Annotated in this window: 18 protein-coding genes; 17 read left to right on the top strand and 1 reads right to left on the bottom strand. The window is 30.7% G+C overall.

Annotated features, from left to right (window positions below; genetic code table 11):
• Nucleotides 1–70: 70 nt before the first annotated feature.
• The 16 genes from fucO to miaA all read left to right on the top strand — a co-directional run bounded on the left by fucO (nt 71) and on the right by miaA (nt 16,930).
• Complete coding sequence (gene fucO, locus DW911_RS01705) at nt 71–1,216, top strand: lactaldehyde reductase (protein ID WP_118433544.1); 1,146 nt, start codon at nt 71–73, stop codon at nt 1,214–1,216.
• Between the two features lie 183 nt (nt 1,217–1,399).
• Entirely contained in the window at nt 1,400–2,377 is a 978-nt protein-coding gene (locus DW911_RS01700; RefSeq protein WP_118433542.1) for a helix-turn-helix domain-containing protein, read from the top strand.
• The gene (pgsA, locus tag DW911_RS01695) at nt 2,377–2,970 is read left to right on the top strand and encodes a CDP-diacylglycerol--glycerol-3-phosphate 3-phosphatidyltransferase (protein ID WP_118433540.1); all 594 of its coding nucleotides are present in this window, start codon (nt 2,377–2,379) and stop codon (nt 2,968–2,970) included. The genes DW911_RS01700 and pgsA overlap by 1 nt, the downstream gene beginning before the upstream one ends.
• Nucleotides 2,970–3,425: a CinA family protein gene (locus tag DW911_RS01690; RefSeq protein WP_118433538.1), complete on the top strand. Its 456-nt coding sequence runs from the start codon at nt 2,970–2,972 to the stop codon at nt 3,423–3,425. The genes pgsA and DW911_RS01690 overlap by 1 nt, the downstream gene beginning before the upstream one ends.
• A 42-nt stretch (nt 3,426–3,467) precedes the next feature.
• A complete protein-coding gene (gene recA, locus DW911_RS01685; protein ID WP_118433536.1) occupies nt 3,468–4,490 on the top strand; it encodes a recombinase RecA in 1,023 nt (340 codons plus the stop codon).
• A gap of 141 nt (nt 4,491–4,631) precedes the next feature.
• Nucleotides 4,632–6,188 (top strand): ribonuclease Y, encoded by a 1,557-nt coding sequence (gene rny / locus DW911_RS01680; protein ID WP_118433534.1) that lies wholly within the window; start codon nt 4,632–4,634, stop codon nt 6,186–6,188.
• Nucleotides 6,189–6,230: 42 nt separating this feature from the next.
• Entirely contained in the window at nt 6,231–7,019 is a 789-nt protein-coding gene (locus DW911_RS01675; protein WP_118433532.1) for a TIGR00282 family metallophosphoesterase, read from the top strand.
• A 59-nt stretch (nt 7,020–7,078) separates the two neighbouring features.
• Nucleotides 7,079–7,339 (top strand): stage V sporulation protein S, encoded by a 261-nt coding sequence (locus DW911_RS01670; RefSeq protein ID WP_118433530.1) that lies wholly within the window; start codon nt 7,079–7,081, stop codon nt 7,337–7,339.
• 64 nt (nt 7,340–7,403) lie between these two features.
• Nucleotides 7,404–7,649, top strand: coding sequence for a hypothetical protein (locus DW911_RS01665; protein ID WP_118433528.1), 246 nt, complete (start codon nt 7,404–7,406; stop codon nt 7,647–7,649).
• A gap of 84 nt (nt 7,650–7,733) precedes the next feature.
• Entirely contained in the window at nt 7,734–9,182 is a 1,449-nt protein-coding gene (miaB, locus tag DW911_RS01660) for a tRNA (N6-isopentenyl adenosine(37)-C2)-methylthiotransferase MiaB (RefSeq protein WP_118607380.1), read from the top strand.
• Nucleotides 9,160–9,498 carry a YlbF family regulator gene (locus DW911_RS01655; RefSeq protein ID WP_118433524.1) on the top strand — a complete coding sequence of 113 codons (339 nt, stop codon included), beginning with the start codon at nt 9,160–9,162 and terminating at the stop codon, nt 9,496–9,498. The genes miaB and DW911_RS01655 overlap by 23 nt, the downstream gene beginning before the upstream one ends.
• Nucleotides 9,499–9,570: 72 nt before the next feature.
• A complete protein-coding gene (locus DW911_RS01650) occupies nt 9,571–11,082 on the top strand; it encodes an IMP dehydrogenase (protein WP_118433522.1) in 1,512 nt (503 codons plus the stop codon).
• 56 nt (nt 11,083–11,138) lie between these two features.
• On the top strand, nt 11,139–11,627 hold the full coding sequence (gene cotE / locus DW911_RS01645; RefSeq protein ID WP_118433520.1) for an outer spore coat protein CotE: 489 nt from the start codon (nt 11,139–11,141) through the stop codon (nt 11,625–11,627).
• A 56-nt stretch (nt 11,628–11,683) separates the two neighbouring features.
• Nucleotides 11,684–14,197, top strand: coding sequence for a DNA mismatch repair protein MutS (mutS, locus tag DW911_RS01640; protein ID WP_118433518.1), 2,514 nt, complete (start codon nt 11,684–11,686; stop codon nt 14,195–14,197).
• A 4-nt stretch (nt 14,198–14,201) separates the two neighbouring features.
• A complete protein-coding gene (mutL, locus tag DW911_RS01635; RefSeq protein ID WP_118433516.1) occupies nt 14,202–16,010 on the top strand; it encodes a DNA mismatch repair endonuclease MutL in 1,809 nt (602 codons plus the stop codon).
• Entirely contained in the window at nt 16,010–16,930 is a 921-nt protein-coding gene (gene miaA, locus DW911_RS01630) for a tRNA (adenosine(37)-N6)-dimethylallyltransferase MiaA (protein ID WP_118607379.1), read from the top strand. Before mutL ends, miaA begins: the two co-directional genes overlap by 1 nt.
• Before the next feature lie 4 nt (nt 16,931–16,934).
• Here miaA and DW911_RS01625 read toward each other — a convergent pair whose 3' ends face one another.
• Nucleotides 16,935–18,197 (bottom strand): replication-associated recombination protein A, encoded by a 1,263-nt coding sequence (locus tag DW911_RS01625; RefSeq protein ID WP_118607378.1) that lies wholly within the window; start codon nt 18,195–18,197, stop codon nt 16,935–16,937.
• Between the two features lie 78 nt (nt 18,198–18,275).
• Here DW911_RS01625 and dtd point away from each other — a divergent pair, with 78 nt between their 5' ends.
• On the top strand, nt 18,276–18,725 hold the full coding sequence (dtd, locus tag DW911_RS01620) for a D-aminoacyl-tRNA deacylase (RefSeq protein ID WP_118433510.1): 450 nt from the start codon (nt 18,276–18,278) through the stop codon (nt 18,723–18,725).
• The last annotated feature ends 109 nt before the right edge of the window (nt 18,726–18,834 follow it).

Raw genomic sequence — 18,834 nt, 5'->3', positions numbered from 1 at the left:
TTGTAACTTGTTTTTTATTTCACATGACAGTAGAATGAAGATAGATAAAGAGCAAAGGAGATAATAAAAAATGGCTAACAGATTTGTATTAAATGAAACAAGTTATCATGGAAAAGGAGCAATTGAATCTATTCCTGTAGAAGCAAAAGCAAGAGGATTTAAAAAAGCAATGGTTTGTTCTGATCCTGATTTAATTAAATTTGGAGTAACAAAAAAAGTGACTGATTTATTAGATCAAGCAGGTCTTGATTATGAAGTATATAGTGATATTAAACCAAATCCAACTATTGAAAATGTACAACATGGTGTTAAAGCATTACATGATGCTGGTGCTGATTATATGATCGCTATTGGTGGTGGTTCTTCAATGGATACTGCTAAAGCTGTAGGAATCATTGATCGTAACCCAGAATTCAGCGATGTAAGAAGTCTTGAAGGTGTCGCTGAAACTAAAAATCCATGTACTCCAATTTTTGCAGTACCTACTACTGCTGGAACTGCTGCAGAAGTTACAATTAACTACGTTATTACAGATGTAGAAAAAGATCGTAAAATGGTTTGTGTTGATGTACATGATATTCCAGTTGTGGCTTTCGTTGATCCTGATATGATGTCATCAATGCCTAAAGGATTAACTGCAGCAACAGGTATGGATGCTTTAACTCATGCTATTGAAGGATATATTACTAAAGGAGCATGGGAATTATCTGATATGTTCCATATTAAAGCAATTGAAATTATTGCTAAATCATTAAGAGGTGCAGTTGATAATACACCTGAAGGTAGAGAAGGTATGGCTTTAGGTCAATATGTTGCTGGTATGGGATTCTCTAACGTTGGTTTAGGACTTGTTCACTCAATGGCTCATCCACTTGGAGCTTTATATGATACTCCTCATGGTGTTGCTAATGCTATTATTTTACCAACAGTTATGGCATACAATGCTCCATATACTGGAACTAAATATAAAGATATTGCTGAAGCAATGGGTGTTGATACAACTGGTATGTCTCAAGAAGAATATCGTCAAGCAGCTGTAGATGCAGTAAAACAATTATCAAAAGATGTTGGTATTCCTGCTAACTTAAAAGAAATTGTTAAAGAAGAAGATTTACAATTCTTAAGTGAATCAGCATTAGCTGATGCTTGCTGTCCAGGTAATCCAAGAGATACTTCAGTTGAAGAAATCAAAGAATTATACCAATCATTATTATAATAATAGTTCGTTTTAAGGTGACTTGTAAAAAGCAAGTCACCTTTTTTATTTTATAAATTAAAAAGATGCATATAATCTATTGATAATAGGTAAAAATATATTATAATTAGTGATTGTTTAATGACACTTTTATGATATAATTTAATGTGTTTATGAAGTTGATATGAAAAGGAGGATGTCTTTGTGGAAAAGGTTAGCGAAAAAATTAAAGCAGGCCGCCAAGCCAAAGGCGTTACAATTGAAGAATTATCGCAAGCTACTTTAATTTCAACCACAATTATTAAAGATATAGAAGCAGGTGCTTTTGATAAGTTCACTGGTGATGAACAATATGTAAAAATGTATCTTAAAAAAATTGCGCGTTATTTAGATATTGATGCTAGTATTGCTGATGAATATATTGCTTTAACTCAAGAATTAAAATTAGAAGATTTACAAAAACAAAAAGAGAAGGAAAAAGAAGAACAAGATAAAAAAGGTGGTACGACATTTGTTGATAAAATGTCTGATACTTTTAAAAATATGCAAGCACCAAAACCAGAACCTGTTCATCGCAAAAAAGGTGTATATGAAGATCATTACATTTTGCGTTTTGTTAAATATGGTATTGTAGCTATTTTAGTTGTAGCGATTATTGCTGTGATTTGGTTTGCTGTTTTATCAACAAAACAAAATGATACGTCTACATTTAATAAATCAAACGATACAACTGTAGAAGGCAATGTGACAACGAAAAAAGCAAAGAAGAAAACAACTAAAAAAGATACTCAAACAAAACAAAAAACAGATACAACTGATCAAACTGTTCAAATTACAAAAACAGCATCTATGAATTATGATTTTAAATTACCTGAAGGTGCTCAAACATTTAAAGTTAAATTTGAATTTGTAGGACGTTCATGGGCAAGTTTACAAGTCAATGGTGCAGATTATTCAGAGTTTGAATCACGTATTTATAATTCAAATAATACAAGTAATTCAATGAATGCTGATCCAGAAACTGTTGAATTAACATTTAATGTTGCAGATTTTCAAAATTTGAATTTAAAACTTGGATTTAATAGGGGACATCGATTCTATATTAATGATCAACAAATCCCATTAGAAGATAGTGATTATACTTCTAATAATGCACAGTTGAAACTTAACTTGGTTAAATAATGAATCTACCTAATAAATTAACGGTAACAAGAGTATTACTGATTCCTTTACTCGTGATTATATATATGTTCCCATATAATACACTAGGAATTCATATTCCTGTTTATCATCTTGCTAATACTTCAATTTCATTAATTAATATTATTATTTTAGTTATTTTTATTGTTGCTTCAATTACTGACTATTTTGATGGTCAGATAGCTCGTCGTGAAAAAATGATTACGACTTTTGGACAGTTTGCTGATCCAATTGCTGATAAGTTATTAGTTAATACTATTTTCTTGCTTTTAGCGAGTGATCAAAGAGTATCGATTATTGTACCGATTATTATGATTTCTAGAGATACGATTGTTGATGCGATTCGTTTAGTCGCGGCTAATAAACAAATCGTTATAGCAGCAAGAAAGTTAGGAAAGTTAAAAACAGCTACACAAATGGTTTCTTTATGTGCTGTATTGTTATGTAATTTTCCATTTTCATATTTTTCAATTCCTGTTGATCAAATTTTAGTTTGGATAGCTTGTGCTATTTCAATTATTAGTGGAATTGATTATTTTATTCAAAATAGAGAAATGTTAACGGAGTCAATGTGATGGATGAATTAGCACAAATTTTAATACAAAAGAATATTTCGATTGGATCAGTAGAAAGTTTTACTGTCGGTCGATTTGCATCAATGCTAGGAAGTATTCCTGGCATTTCTAAGGTTTATAAGGGTTCTTTAGTTACTTATCAAAGTGTGACTAAAGAACGTCTTTTAGGTATTGAACATGAAGTTATTGAACGATATGGAGTCGTTTCAAAAGAAATTGCCTCTTTAATGGCTATTAATGGTCAAGCTATATTAAATAGTGATGTTTGTGTATCTTTTACTGGAAATGCTGGACCTGATGCGATGGAAAATAAACCGGTTGGGGAAGTTTATGTTGGTTTAAGAGTGAAAGATGAATTATTTGTATATGGTTTAAATTTAAAAGGAAGTCGAAGTGATATTGCTAATCAGGCAATTGACTTTGCAATTAAAAAAATTATTGAAAAATTAAAGTAATTTTCATTTTTTTTATGTATATAAAGATAGGAGGGAATTTATATGGCAGAAAAAATAGATAAAGCAGAAGAAAAAAAACAACAGGCTTTAGATGCAGCAATTAAACAAATTGAAAAACAATTTGGTAAAGGTTCTGTTATGAAACTTGGTGATCGTAGTGCAATTGATGTAGACGTTATTCCAACTGGTTCTTTAACTTTAGATTTAGCCCTTGGAATAGGTGGATATCCTAAAGGTAGAATTATTGAAATTTATGGACCTGAATCAAGTGGGAAAACAACACTTACATTACACGCTATTGCTGAAGTACAAAAACAAGGAGGTCGTGCTGCTTTCATTGATGCAGAGCATGCAATAGATCCTGTATATGCTAAAAATTTAGGAGTTAATATTGATGAATTAATTTTGTCACAACCAGATAGTGGTGAACAAGGTTTAGAAATTGCTGAAACTTTAGTTCGTTCGGGAGCGATTGATTTAGTTGTTGTCGATTCAGTTGCGGCTCTTGTTCCTCAAGTTGAATTAGATGGGGAAATGTCAGATAATCAAATGGGATTACAGGCAAGATTAATGTCTAAAGCGTTACGTAAGTTATCAGGGGTGATGAATAAAACAGATTGTACCATTATCTTTATTAACCAATTAAGAGAAAAGATTGGTATTATGTTTGGTAATCCTGAAACAACAACAGGTGGACGAGCATTAAAATTCTATTCTTCGGTAAGAGTAGAAATTAGACGTAGTGAACAAATCAAAAATGGTACAGAAGTAGTCGGTAATAAAGTGAATATTAAAGTTGTTAAAAATAAAGTAGCGCCACCATTTAAAACAACACAAGTGGATATCATTTATGGTAAAGGAATTTCTCGTGATGGTGAAGTTCTTGATTTAGCAGTTGATAAAGATATTGTTGATAAATCTGGTGCTTGGTATGCTTATAAGGGTGAAAAGATTGGTCAAGGTCGTGAAAATGCGAAAAACTTCCTATCTACACATCCAGAAATAATGGAAGAAATAACAGAAGCGATTAAAGCTTCAATTAATCAAACAGAAGAAAATGATTAGAATTGATGTTCTAATCATTTTTTCATCTTGTTAGAAAATAGTTTTCATTGTAAATAATGGTAAAATATTATACAATATTATTGTGCCTTGCACACAGATTCAAATGATTGAATAAACATATTTGAAAATGGAGGGTTAAAAATGCCAAATATGTCGTTACCCACTATTTTATCTTATGTTTCAGCTGTGATCGCTGGATTTTTAATTTATTTTGCTTATACAAAATTGAAAATATCAAAAGCAAATGTATCAGCAGCAAAAATTGTTGATGATGCAAATTCAAAGGCAGATAATATTGTTAAAGAAGCAATACTTGATGCTAAGACACAGGCTTATGAATTAAAGTTAGAAGCAGAAAAAGAAGTTAAAGAACAAAGACATGAAATTACAGAACTAGAAAACAAATTATTAGAACGCGAAAAAGGTATTGAGCGTAGAGATATTGCAGTTCAAGGTAAGGAAGATGTTTTAGAACAAAAAGTTAAACAATTAAATAATCGAGAAGCTGGAATAGATAAATTAGAGGCTGAATTAAAGGAAAAAATAGACTCTAAAGTATCAGAGTTAGAAAAGGTTGCTGCTATGTCAGCAAGTGAAGCCAAAGATGAGTTATTTAAACAGGTTGAACAACAAATTAGTTTAGAAATGGCAGCCTATGTTAAAGAACAAGAAGAAGAAGCAAAAAGTAAAGCTTCAATGATTTCAAGGGACATTATCGCTAATGCGATTAATCGTTATGCCCAAGAAGAGGTAGTGGAAAAAACTGTATGTGTTGTTGCATTACCTAGTGAAGAAATGAAAGGGCGTATTATTGGTCGTGAAGGCCGTAATATTAAAGCGATTGAACAATCTACTGGTGCTGATTTAATTATTGATGATACACCTGAAGCAATTACAATCTCTTGTTTTGATCCAATTCGTCGTGAGATTGCTCGTTTGTCATTAGAAACATTAATTCGTGACGGACGTATTCAACCAGGAAGAATTGAAGAAGTTGTTGAAAAAACAAGAAAAGAATTAAATGAACATATTCGTAAAACAGGAGAAGATGCTGTTTTTGAATTAGGAATTTCTAAAATTGATAAAGATATTATTATGCAAATTGGTAAACTTAAATATCGTACAAGTTTTGGTCAAAATGCATTACAACATTCTTTAGAAGTTGCTCATTTAGCAGGAATTATGGCAGCAGAGTTAGGTTTAAACCAACAAATGGCTAAACGTGCCGGATTATTACACGATATTGGTAAAGCTATGGATCGTGAAATGGAAGGAAGCCACGTTGAATTAGGTGCTAAATTTGCTAAAAAACACGGTGAACATCCAACTATTGTTAATGCGATTGAATCGCATCATGGTGATGTTCCAGCAACAAGTGTGATTTCTATTTTAGTAGCGGCAGCTGATACGCTTTCAGCAGCAAGACCAGGAAGTCGTCGTGAAACAATTGAAAATTATATTCAACGTCTTGAAAAACTTGAAGCTATGGCTAAAAGTTTTGATGGTGTTGATAAAGTCTTTGCTATTCAAGCAGGTCGTGAAGTGCGTATCGTTGTTAAACCAGATAAAGTGGATGATATTGCAAGTCATAAGATTGCCCGTGATATTAAGACAAAGATAGAAGAAGAATTAACTTATCCAGGACATATTAAAGTGACTGTGATTCGTGAAGTTCGTGCAAGTGAAATAGCTAAATAGGATTAACAATTTTGTTAATCCTATTTTTATGGGAGGTTTAAAATGGTTAGAGTATTATTTATAGGTGATGTCGTTGGTTCTATTGGTCGTGAAATGATTGAAGATTACTTGTATCGTATAAAAAAAGACTATCGTATAGATTTTACAATTGCTAATGTGGAAAATGCCAGTCATGGCAAAGGACTTATCAAAAAACATTATGATTTCTTTACTTTTCAAGGAATTGATTGTATGACAATGGGAAATCATACGTTTGATAAAAAAGAATTATTAGATTATATTGATGAAGCTGATCGTTTAATTGTCCCTTATAATAAATCTGCTGTTTTACCTGGTATAAGCAGTAGGGTATTTGATGTTTCAGGTAAAAAGATAAGAGTGACGAATTTAGTAGGTTGTGTTTTTATGGATAATCGTTATCAAAATCCTTTTGATCGTTTTGATGAGTTTTTAAATATGGAACAAGATATTCATATTATTGATGCTCATTGTGAAGCAACAAGTGAAAAGATTGCTTTAGCTTATTATGCTAAAGATAAAGCGAGTGCTTTACTGGGAACACATACACATGTTCAAACTGCAGATGAAAGAATTATTGATCAAAAAATAGCCTTTATTTCTGATGTTGGCATGACAGGTGCGTATTTAAGTAGTTTAGGTTGTGATTTAGATAGTGTTATTTTAAAGATGAGAGGGTATCATGCTCCTTTTAAAATGTCTGATAATTCAGGACAATTTGCTGGTGTAGTTATAGAATTTAATGATGATAACCGTCCAGTTTCTATAGAACGTATCTTAATTAATGATGATCATCATTACTGTGCATCTTAAAGATGCACTTTTTTCATATTTAACATCTCGTTTCATATACTGTGATAGGAGGAAAAAATATGGAAATAATAAAAGTATCATCTTCATCTATACCTAATCATGTAGCCGGAGCTATTGCCTCTTTAATGAGAGAACAAGAATCATTAATGATTCAAACTATCGGTGCAGCAGCATTAAATCAAGCTGTTAAGGCCATTGCTATAGCAAGGGGATATATCGTACCAACAGGAAAAGAACTTATTTGTATTCCTTCATTTCATGATTTAATGGTTGATGACAAGCAAATCACAGCAATTCGTTTATTATTAGAAAGAAAATGAATGAAAACGGTTTATTTTTTTGATTAATAAAGGTATAATGTAATTGCTAGATGGAGGTTATATTATGGCAAAATGTAAATTATTAATGCAAACAGCACAAACACAAAAATTAATCGACTTTTTCGATGGATATGAAGATGATAAAGTAAAATGTAAATTCATCAAAAAAACAGGAATTAAAGCAGAAATCGAATGTGAAACTGAATTAACACCTGATGAAGCTGCAAGTTATTGCAAAGGTTTATTCAAAAAAACACCTGATGGTGCAGTTTTATATTTCTCAATTCAACCAGACGGATTCTTTGGTTAATCAACAATAAGGACTTAAGTCCTTATTTTTTTATGGAAATTAAATTTAAATATGTATATAATAGTCTAGAAAAGTGGTGAAAAAATGAAAGATTATAGTCAATATTTTAAAGGGCCTAATTTAAAAGAGGCTAAAAAAAGAAGAGGAGAAGATGTTCATCATATACATGATGCTTTTTTTATCCCTCAAGAAATGGTAAATGTAGGTAAAGGAAAGAAATACTACATTCATACTTATGGTTGTCAGGCTAATGAAAGAGATAGTGAAACATTATCAGGTATTTTAGAAATGATGGCTTATCAGCCAACAACAGAAATTAAAGAAGCTGATGTTATTTTATTAAATACATGTGCAATCAGAGAAAACGCAGAAGAAAAGGTATTTGGTAAAGTAGGATATGTAAAAAATTTAAAAAAGAAAAATCCTAATTTGATCTTTGGGTTATGTGGTTGTATGGCACAAGAAGAAGTTGTCATTCAACGTATCTTACAAAAACATCCCCATATTGATTTAATATTTGGAACTCATAACATTCATCGATTACCAGAATTATTAAAAGAAGCAATGTTTAATAAAGAAATGGTCGTTGAAGTATGGTCTAAAGAAGGTGATGTGATCGAAGATACACCAGTAACAAGAGCAAGCAAACATAAAGCTTGGGTTAATATTATGTATGGATGTAATAAGTTTTGTACATATTGTATTGTTCCTTATACACGTGGGAAAGAACGTTCACGTTTAATGGATGACATTATTGAAGAGGTCAACCAATTAGTTAAAGATGGTTATCAAGAAGTGACTTTACTTGGTCAAAATGTGAATAGTTATGGAAAAGACTTAGACGATGGTTCATCTTTTGCTTCATTACTAGAAGCAGTAGCTAAAACAGGTATTCCTCGCATTCGTTTTACAACAAGTCATCCTTGGGATTTTTCAAAGGATATGATTCATATGATAGCTTCATATGATAATATTATGCCTGCTATCCATTTACCTGTTCAATCAGGAAATGATGAGGTATTAAAATTAATGGGGCGTCGTTATAGTCGTGAACAATATTTAGAATTATTCCATGCAATTAAAGAAGAAATTCCTGATTGTACAATTACAACTGATATCATTGTGGGATTCCCAAATGAAACAGAAGAACAATTTGAAGATACGTTATCTTTATATCAAGAGTGTGAATATGATTTAGCCTATACTTTTATTTATTCACCTCGTGCTGGAACACCAGCAGCCAAAATGGCAGATAATGTTCCATTAGAAGAAAAAGAACAACGCTTATATCGTTTAAATGAAGTTGTTAATGAAAAAGCATTGAAACAAAATCAAAGATTCTTAAATCAAGAAGTCGAAGTTTTAGTTGATGGACCATCTAAACGTGATCCACAAATGCTTACAGGATATACAAAACATCAAAAATTAATTAACTTTAAAGGAAATCCAGATTGTATTGGTAAAAGAGTCATGGTTAAAGTAACTGAAGCTAAAACATGGGCTTTAAAAGGTGAACAAATTGAACAAGATTGATACTTTGGCTCAAGCACTTAATCAAGAAATATTAAATTTGGATTTAGTCAAAGAATATCAAAAAATTGAAAAAGAACTTGCTTGTCATCAAGAACTACAAGAGTTAGAAAAACAAATTAAAGTATTACAAAAAAAGATTGTTAATCAAAAAGCAAAGCAAGATGATTCTGTCTATCAAACAATTGAAGAATATCAAGAATTAAGATCATCATTTGAAAATCATCCTTTAGTTGTCAATAGTCTATATTTAAAAGAAGAATTAAATGAATTATTACAAACAATAAATACATCAATAAATGGGCAATTAATGAAATAAACTATTGACATATGAAATAACTAAAATTATAATTTATAGAAATTTACAAAATATAAGAAAAGGAGAACAAAAATGGCATTTTATTTTGATGAACCATCACACACATTTAATGAATACTTATTAGTACCAGGATACTCTTCAGCAGAGTGTCAACCAAAAAATGTAAGTTTAAAAACACCATTAGTTAAGTTCAAAAAAGGGGAAGAACCAACATTATCATTAAATATTCCATTAGTTTCTGCAATTATGCAAGCTGTATCTGATGATAATATGGCAGTGGCTTTAGCTAAAGAAGGTGGGGTTTCTTTTATCTATGGATCACAAAGCGTAGAAAGTCAAGCAGCAATGGTAAGACGTGCTAAAAATTATAAAGCAGGTTTTGTACCAAGTGATTCTAATTTATCAGCAACATCTACATTAGCTGATGTTATTGCTTTAAAAGAAAAAACAGGTCATTCTACAATGGCTGTTACTGAAGACGGAAGTGCAAATGGTAAATTAATTGGTGTTGTTACAGGAAGAGACTATCGTGTATCACGTCTTTCAATGGATACAAAAGTTGTTGATTTTATGACACCTTTTGATAAATTAATTTGTGGTCATATCGGGGTATCATTAAAAGAATGTAATGATATCATCTGGGATAACAAATTAAATGCATTACCAATTATAGATGATGAACAAAGATTACATTACTTTGTGTTTAGAAAAGATTATGAAACAAGAAAATCTAATCCAAACCAATTATTAGATGAAAATAAACGTTATATTGTTGGTGCTGGAATTAATACTCGTGACTATGAAACACGTGTTCCTGCATTAGTAGAAGCGGGTGCTGATGTATTATGTATTGACTCATCAGAAGGTTTCTCTGAATGGCAAAAAATGACTATTGATTGGATTAGAGAAAACTATGGGGATACAGTTAAAGTGGGAGCTGGTAACGTAGTTGATGCTGATGGATTTAGATTTTTAGCTGAAGCTGGTGCTGATTTCGTTAAAATTGGTATTGGTGGAGGATCTATTTGTATCACTCGTGAACAAAAAGGAATTGGACGTGGTCAAGCAACTGCAACTATTGAAGTAGCTAAAGCTCGTGATGAATATTTTAAAGAAACAGGAATTTATGTACCTATCTGTAGTGATGGTGGTATTGTTCATGATTATCATATGACTCTTGCACTTGCAATGGGTTCTGATTTCATCATGTTAGGACGATATTTCTCAAGATTTGATGAATCTCCAACAAATAAAGTAAGTATTAATGGTCAATATATGAAAGAATACTGGGGAGAAGGATCTGCTCGTGCTCGTAACTGGCAACGTTATGATATGGGTGGAGATCAAAAACTTTCTTTTGAAGAAGGTGTTGATTCATATGTACCATATGCTGGAAGTTTAAAAGATAACGTAGGATTAACTTTATCTAAGATTAAACATACAATGTGTAACTGTGGTGCTCTTACAATTCCAGAATTACAAGAAAAAGCAAAAATTACACTTGTTTCTTCAACGAGTATTGTTGAAGGTGGAGCTCATGATGTTGTCTTAAAAGACTCATCAAACAATCAACATAAAAATTAAGACTTCTTAGAAGTCTTTTTTTTATTTTAAGACATAAAGTTATAAAGGGTGATGATATGTCGAATCAAATATTTGAAATTATGACTAAAGCAACGATTGCTAAGGGACATAAAAGATCAGTAGATAAATATCATTTTGAAGTAGAACATATTGACAAAATATTAGGATGCTGGATTTGTAATCATTGTTTTGAAGCTAAAATTGAAAAAGGGAAACCAATTATTTATGGTAGCTTAGAAATGCATGTCTGGTATAGTTATTTAAATGATAGCCATTTATTAAAGAAAGTAGTTCAGTACCAAGAAATGATAGACTTAAATTGTTCAGGGCATATATTAAATAATCAAGATGAATTAAAAGTAAGCTGTCAAAAAATACCTAAGTGTATTCATGCTAACTTAAATAAACAAATCATTGAATTAGAGATAGAAAAAGAATTAGCTTTAAAAATCATAGGAGAAACGACGATTATGGTAGAAAATAAGCAGAATATAGTCAATGATTCAGATCAAGAAATCAAAGTGAATACCGATTTTATAACATAGAAAGATATGTCTTTCTATGTTATAATGTTGGCAGTATTGAAAGAAGAGGTAGTAAAATGAAACCAAAATATAGTCCAATGATGATGCAATATTTAAAAATAAAAGAAGAACATGTTCATGATATTGTGATGTTCCGTTTAGGAGACTTTTATGAGATGTTTTTTGATGATGCAATTACGGTTTCAAAAGAATTAGAATTAGCTTTAACTGGTAAAAATGCAGGTGCTAAAGAAAGGGTACCAATGTGTGGGGTTCCTTTTCATTCAGCTAGTGGTTATATTCAAAAATTGGTTGATAATGGTCATCGTGTGGCTATTGTTGAACAGTTAAGTGATCCAAGTAAAAAAGGATTGGTTGAACGTGGTGTTGTACAAATTATTACACCAGGTACGATTTTTGATGAATCGATGACAAAGAATAAAAATAATTACATAGCAAGTATGATGACTTTTGATTTTCAATACGTGATCGCTTTTTGTGATATTACAACGGGTGAATTTTTAGTTGTGAATATTGAAAAAAATGAACATGCTCTTAAAAATCAATTAACATCAATGGATGTTAAAGAAATTGTTGTTTTACCTAGTGAAAGTTTACAGTTTGATAATATGATGGTTTCTTATTATGAAAATGATCAGTTTAATGATCGTTATGAAAATATGTTTAAAAATATTCATGATCTAAAACAAATCAAAGTGTCTTCTCTATTGCTTAATTATCTTTTAGAAACACAAAAAAGAGATTTGGAACACTTACAAATGATCCAAGAAGTTAAAAATGAAGATTATATGACCATGGATTTATATACTAAAAAATCACTAGAATTGACTGCTAATGCACGTGATCATGATAAATATGGTTCTTTGTTTTGGTTATTAGATCAAACGAAGTGTGCTATGGGTTCCCGTTTATTAAAAAACTATTTGGATCGTCCTTTACTTAATTTACAAACTATAGAACAAAGATTAGATATTGTAGAGATTTTTACTCAACAATTTATTCAAAGAGAAAGCATTAAAGAAATTTTAAAAGATGTTTATGATCTAGAAAGATTATCAAGTCGTATTGCTTTTGGTAATGTTAATGCTCGTGATTTAAAATGGATTAGTGCTTCTTTAAAAGTTGTTCCAGAATTGAAAAACCAGTTATTATCTTTAGATGAACCTCTAACAAATCGATTAGCTGAACAATTGGTTGATTTATCACATATTACTCAATTAATAGATCAAGCTATTATTGATAATCCACCTTTAGTTGTAAAAGAAGGAGGAATTATTAAAGAAGGTTTTTCAAATGAATTAGATGAATTAAGATATTTAAGAGATCATGGTAAACAATGGCTCGTTGAATTTGAACAAAAGGAACGTGAAAAGACAGGTATTAAAGGATTAAAAGTTGGTTATAATCGTGTTTTTGGTTATTATATTGAAGTAACAAAAGGAAACTTATCTTTAATTAAAGATGAATTTGCTTATACAAGAAAACAAAGCTTATCAAATGCTGAAAGATTTATTACACCTGAATTAAAAGATATGGAAAATAAAATTTTATCAGCTCAAGATAAAATCCAAAAATTAGAATATGTTATCTTTAATGATGTAAGAAATCAAATAAAAAAAGATGTTCATATGATACAAGATGTCGCTAAAGTTATTGCTCAAATCGATGTTTATCAATCTTTAGCCATGCTTGCTAGTGAAAATAATTATGTTCGTCCTGTTTTCAATCAAAATAAAAAATTGGAAGTTAAACAAGGAAGACATGGTGTTATAGAAAAAGTAATGAGTCATGGAAGTTATGTGGCTAATGATGTTTTTATTGATAAAGATCATCCAGTTATGTTGATTACAGGACCTAATATGGGTGGTAAATCAACTTATATGCGTCAGGTTGCCTTAATAGTCGTGATGGCACAAATTGGTAGTTTTGTTCCTGCAGATTATGCAACTTTACCTATTTTTGATCAAATCTTTACCCGTATTGGCGCAAGTGATGATTTAATTAGTGGACAATCTACTTTCATGGTAGAAATGTTAGAAGCCAATAATGCTTTACGTTTTGCTAGTGAAAATTCTTTAATTCTATTTGATGAAATTGGTAGAGGAACTGCTACTTTTGATGGAATGGCTATTGCTCAGTCAATGGTTGAATATATTGCCACACATATTAAATGTATGACATTATTTTCTACTCATTATCATGAATTGACTTTCTTAGAAGATAAGAACTTGGGTATTCAAAATGTTCATGCTAGTGCGAGTGTTGATCATGATAAACTGGTGTTTCATTATCAAATCAAACCAGGACGTTCTAATAAATCTTATGGGATTAATGTTGCTCGCTTAGCGCATTTACCTGAAAATGTGTTAGAACGTGCAGATCATTTATTAGATGCATTAGAGGAAAATAATATTGAACATCATTTAAGTCAACCAGAGGTTGTTAAAACAGTTGTTAAAGAAAGTGAAGTGGAAAAATATTTAGATAATATTGATCCTATGGCTTTATCACCTCTTGATGCCCTATCAACTTTAATTGAATTAAAAAAATTGAATGATCAAAAGAGGTAAATAAATGAAAATAAAACAATTAGATGAAGTTCTAGCTAATAAGATTGCAGCTGGAGAGGTTATTGAAAGACCTGCTAATGTTGTTAAAGAATTAGTAGAGAATAGTATTGATGCAAAAAGTAGTAAAATAGATATTCAAATAGAAGATGGTGGTTTACAGCTTATTCAAATAAGTGATAATGGTTTAGGAATGGATCAGGAAGATGCTAAGTTATGCTTTTTGCGCCATGCAACAAGTAAAATTAAAGATGATCAGGATTTATTTTGTATTCAAACATTAGGCTTTAGAGGAGAAGCTATTCCTTCTATTGCATCGATTAGTCATTTTGAATTAAAAACAAGTGATGGTCATCAAGGGACAATTGTCACTTATGAATTTGGAAAATATATTTCTTTACAAGAAAGTGATTTAAAACAAGGAACTACTATTAAAGTTGAAAAGTTGTTTCAAAATGTTCCTGCAAGATTAAAATATGTTAAATCTATGCAAGCAGAGTTTGCTCATATTCAAAATTATGTTGAAAAATTAGCATTATCTTATCCTCATATCGCTTTTAGTTTATTACATAATAAAAAAATGATTTTTAAGACAAATGGCAATGGTCAATTGTTGGAAGTTATTAATCAAATATATGGTTTATCAGTAACAAAAAATATGATACCTGTAAAATTTGAAGATCAAGAATTTTCTATTAGTGGATATATTGGCAAAATTGAAGTCAATCGAGCAAATAAAAATCATATTGTAACAATGGTTAATCATCGTGTCGTAAAAAATCAAATTACGATAGATAGTGTTAATAAAGCATATCGAAAATATTTGGCTGATAATCGTTATCCCATAGCTGTTATTGATATTGAAATTGATCCCTATTTGGTAGACGTTAATGTTCATCCATCTAAACTAGAAGTCAAATTTTCTAAAGAGTATCAACTTAGAGATTTGATATATCAAGGAATCTGTAGAGCTTTGGAAAATGTGAATCAGACATATCAAGTAGAAGAAAAACCGGTGTATAAGCCTCAAAGTGAACAATTAGATCTCAATATTAATTATCTTCAAGAAGATCTTGTTGAACCTGTTTCTATAAAAGAAAAAGAGGAATTTATTTCGCAAGTCGAATATGTTCAACCTCCTGTAATTCATGAAGCTAAAGAAACTTATCATGAAGATCAGGAAGAAATAAAAGAAGAAAAGGTAATTGAAAAACCAATTCATCAACCATTAAAACAGATGAAAAAGAAAATTTTTGTGAAGGCTCAAATTCACGGAACTTATATTGTTGGTGAAGATGAAAGTGGTATGTATCTCATTGACCAACATGCTGCTCAAGAAAGAGTAAACTATGAATATTTCTTAGCTAAATATAAAAATTTAGATTTAACAATGAGAGACTTATTAGTTCCTATTACAGTTGAATACCCATTGAGTGAATGTATGATTATAGAAGAAAGAAAAGATTTGTTAAAACAAGTAGGAATTGATGTCGAACCATATGGTGGAGGCTTCATTGTTAGAAAATTACCAATGTGGATGAATAATATAGATGAATATGTATTTATTGAAGATTTAATGAATCAGGTCATTCATCATAATCAAATAGATGTTATTGCTCTTCAAGAACATGCGATTGCAACATTGAGCTGTAAAGCTTCATTAAAGGGGAATAGTCATCTTTCTATTGAGGCAATGCAAACTATTGTTGATAACTTAATGCGATGTGATAATCCTTATGTTTGTCCTCATGGAAGACCAACAATTATTCATTATTCTGCTTATGAATTAGAAAAATTATTTAAGAGGGTTGTATAATGGAAAAAGTCATTGTAATTGTAGGACCAACTGCGGTTGGAAAAACAAAAATGTCTGTAGAATTAGCTAAAAGAATCAATGGTGAAATTATTAGTGGCGATTCTATGCAAATTTATAAATCAATGGATATTGGTACAGCTAAAGTTACTTCACAAGAAATGGACGGTATTCCTCATTATCTAATAGATATTAAAGAACCAGATGAAAATTATAGTGTTAAGGATTTTCAAGATGAAGTAAGAAAATGTATTCATGATATTTCTAGTCGTGGCAAAGTTCCTATTATTGTTGGTGGAACAGGACTTTATATTAAAGCAGCACTTTATGATTATGAATTTAGTGAAAGTCCCCTTGATCAAAGTTATTATATTGAAAAATATCAACACTATAGTGATGATCAACTTTATCAGTATTTAAAAAAAATAGATCAAGAAAGTGCAGAGCAACTACATCCCCATAACCGTCAGCGAGTGTTACGTGCTATAGCAATCTATGAAAGTACGGGAACTAAAAAGAGTGAAATGATTGCTAGACAAGAACATTGCTTACTCTATGATGCTTATTTTGTTGGATTAACACTAGATCGAGAAGTGCTTTATCAAAGAATTAATCATCGCGTTGATTTGATGGTGGAACAAGGACTCTTGGGTGAAATTGATAATCTCATGAAAAAAGGTTATTCTCAAGATCTTCAGAGTATGAAGGCAATAGGATATAAGGAGTGGTTTGCTTATTATCAAGGGCATCAATCAAAAGAAGAAACGATAGAATTAATAAAAAAACATTCACGACAATATGCTAAAAGACAATATACTTGGTTTAAAAACCAAGTACCTGTTCATTGGTTTGATGTTAACCTCAAAAGTTTTGAAGAAACAATAGATAATGTTTATAAAAAAATAATGTCCTTTTATTTATAGGACATTATTTTTTTGAATGAATTAATTTTTTTATTTCATTTGTTCTACCATGTTGTAAAATACGACGATAATTTTGCGCAAGAGCTTTTTCATATTGACTTGTCATCCATGGCACATAAAATTGTTGGTGGGCAATTTGATCTGGTAAATATTGAATGTATTCCCACAGCTCAGGACGATCATAAGGGTAAGTTTCATCTTCTTGTAAACCTACAGGTGTGAGTCTTAAATATTGAGGTGCTTTTAATGGCTGTGATTTAAGATTTGCTAGAGCATTATCAATAGCGTTTTCGCTTGATTTTGATTTAGGCGATAAACATAAATCTATAATAGCACTTGCAATAGGAATACGAGCTTCAGGAAAACCTATAACTTTAGCGGCTTGAAAAGCCATGACTGTACGCATACATGCATTTGGGTTAGCAAGTCCAATATCTTCGTAGGCACAAGTGATGACACGTCTTTCTAATGAGTCAATATCATCATATTCAATTAACTTAGCTAAGTAATACATTGCACCATTAGGATCACTTCCACGAATAGATTTTTGTAACCCACTTAAAGTATCATAATACTGGTCTTCATCTTTATCAAATTGACCATTTGCATTTGGTATGGCGTTTTTAACATCTTCACTTTTAATGTGCTGATCTTGACATATAATTGTGCATAATTCTAAACAATTATAAGCAAAGCGAATATCTCCTGAAGAAATTCTTGCGATATAGTCCAACACTTCTTGATCACAGGAAAATTCATTTTTAAGTCCTTTGTCACTAATAAGGGCATTTTTAAGTCCTGTAATAATGTCTTTGTTTGTGAGTGGTTTGACTTCAACAATTTGACAACGAGAACGAATGGCTGGATTAATTGAATGATAAGGGTTAGCAGTTGTACACCCAGCAATAATTAATAAACCACTTTCAACATAAGGAAGTAAATTATCTTGTTTCATTTTATTAAGACGGTGTACTTCATCTATAATAACAAACAGTGTTCCTGATAATTTAGCTTCTGCAACAATAGCATCCATTTCTTTTTTATTACCCGTTGAAGCATTAAATATGCGATAGGGAATATTTAAATCATGAGCTAATGCCATAGCAAGTGTTGTCTTACCACATCCTGGTGGACCATATAATATCACTGATAGAGGATGTTTCTTTTCAACGAAACGTGTAAAAATTCCATTTTCACCAACAATATGAGATTGACCAATAATATCATTTAAAGATGTTGGTCTCATTTTATAAGCTAGAGTAGACATAAAAAATTCCTTTCTCTTATATAAAAAATTAGATATAATAATTATATCATTTTTAAAAAATAAAAGGTAGGATGGATTATGAGATTAGTCGTTCAAAGAGTATTAAATAGTAAAGTAGAGATTGACAATAAGATTAATGGGCAAATTAATAATGGATTTATGGTACTGGTAGGAATTACTCAAGATGATAATAAAGAAATCGTGAAAAAAATGGTTGATAAGTTAGTTAATTTAAGAATATTTGAAGATGAAAATCAAAAACTTAATTTATCTTTAAAAGATGTTAACGGTGAAATTTTATCAATTTCGCAATTTACTTTATATGCTAATTGTAAAAAAGGGAGAAGACCTAGTTTTTTAAGAGCAGCCAAACCAGATATTTCAAAACCTCTTTATGATTATTTTAATGAAGAAGTCAAAAATCATGGTATTCATGTAGAAACAGGTGTTTTTGGTGCTATGATGAACGTAACTTTGGTCAATGCAGGACCTACAACAATTATTTTAGATAGTGATGAAATATTATAATTGATAGATTGTTTTTATTAAGTAAAATAAATATAGAAAAATATTAAAAAACACTTTACAAAGGCAAGAAAAGATGGTAGTATAAACGAGCACTCGAAAGAGAGGTAGT

Origin of the sequence: Erysipelatoclostridium sp. AM42-17, from assembly GCF_003480255.1 — a bacterium.
Taxonomy (GTDB): Bacteria; Bacillota_I; Bacilli_A; order Erysipelotrichales; family Coprobacillaceae; genus Faecalibacillus.
This window is presented reverse-complemented; position numbering and strand designations above follow the sequence as displayed.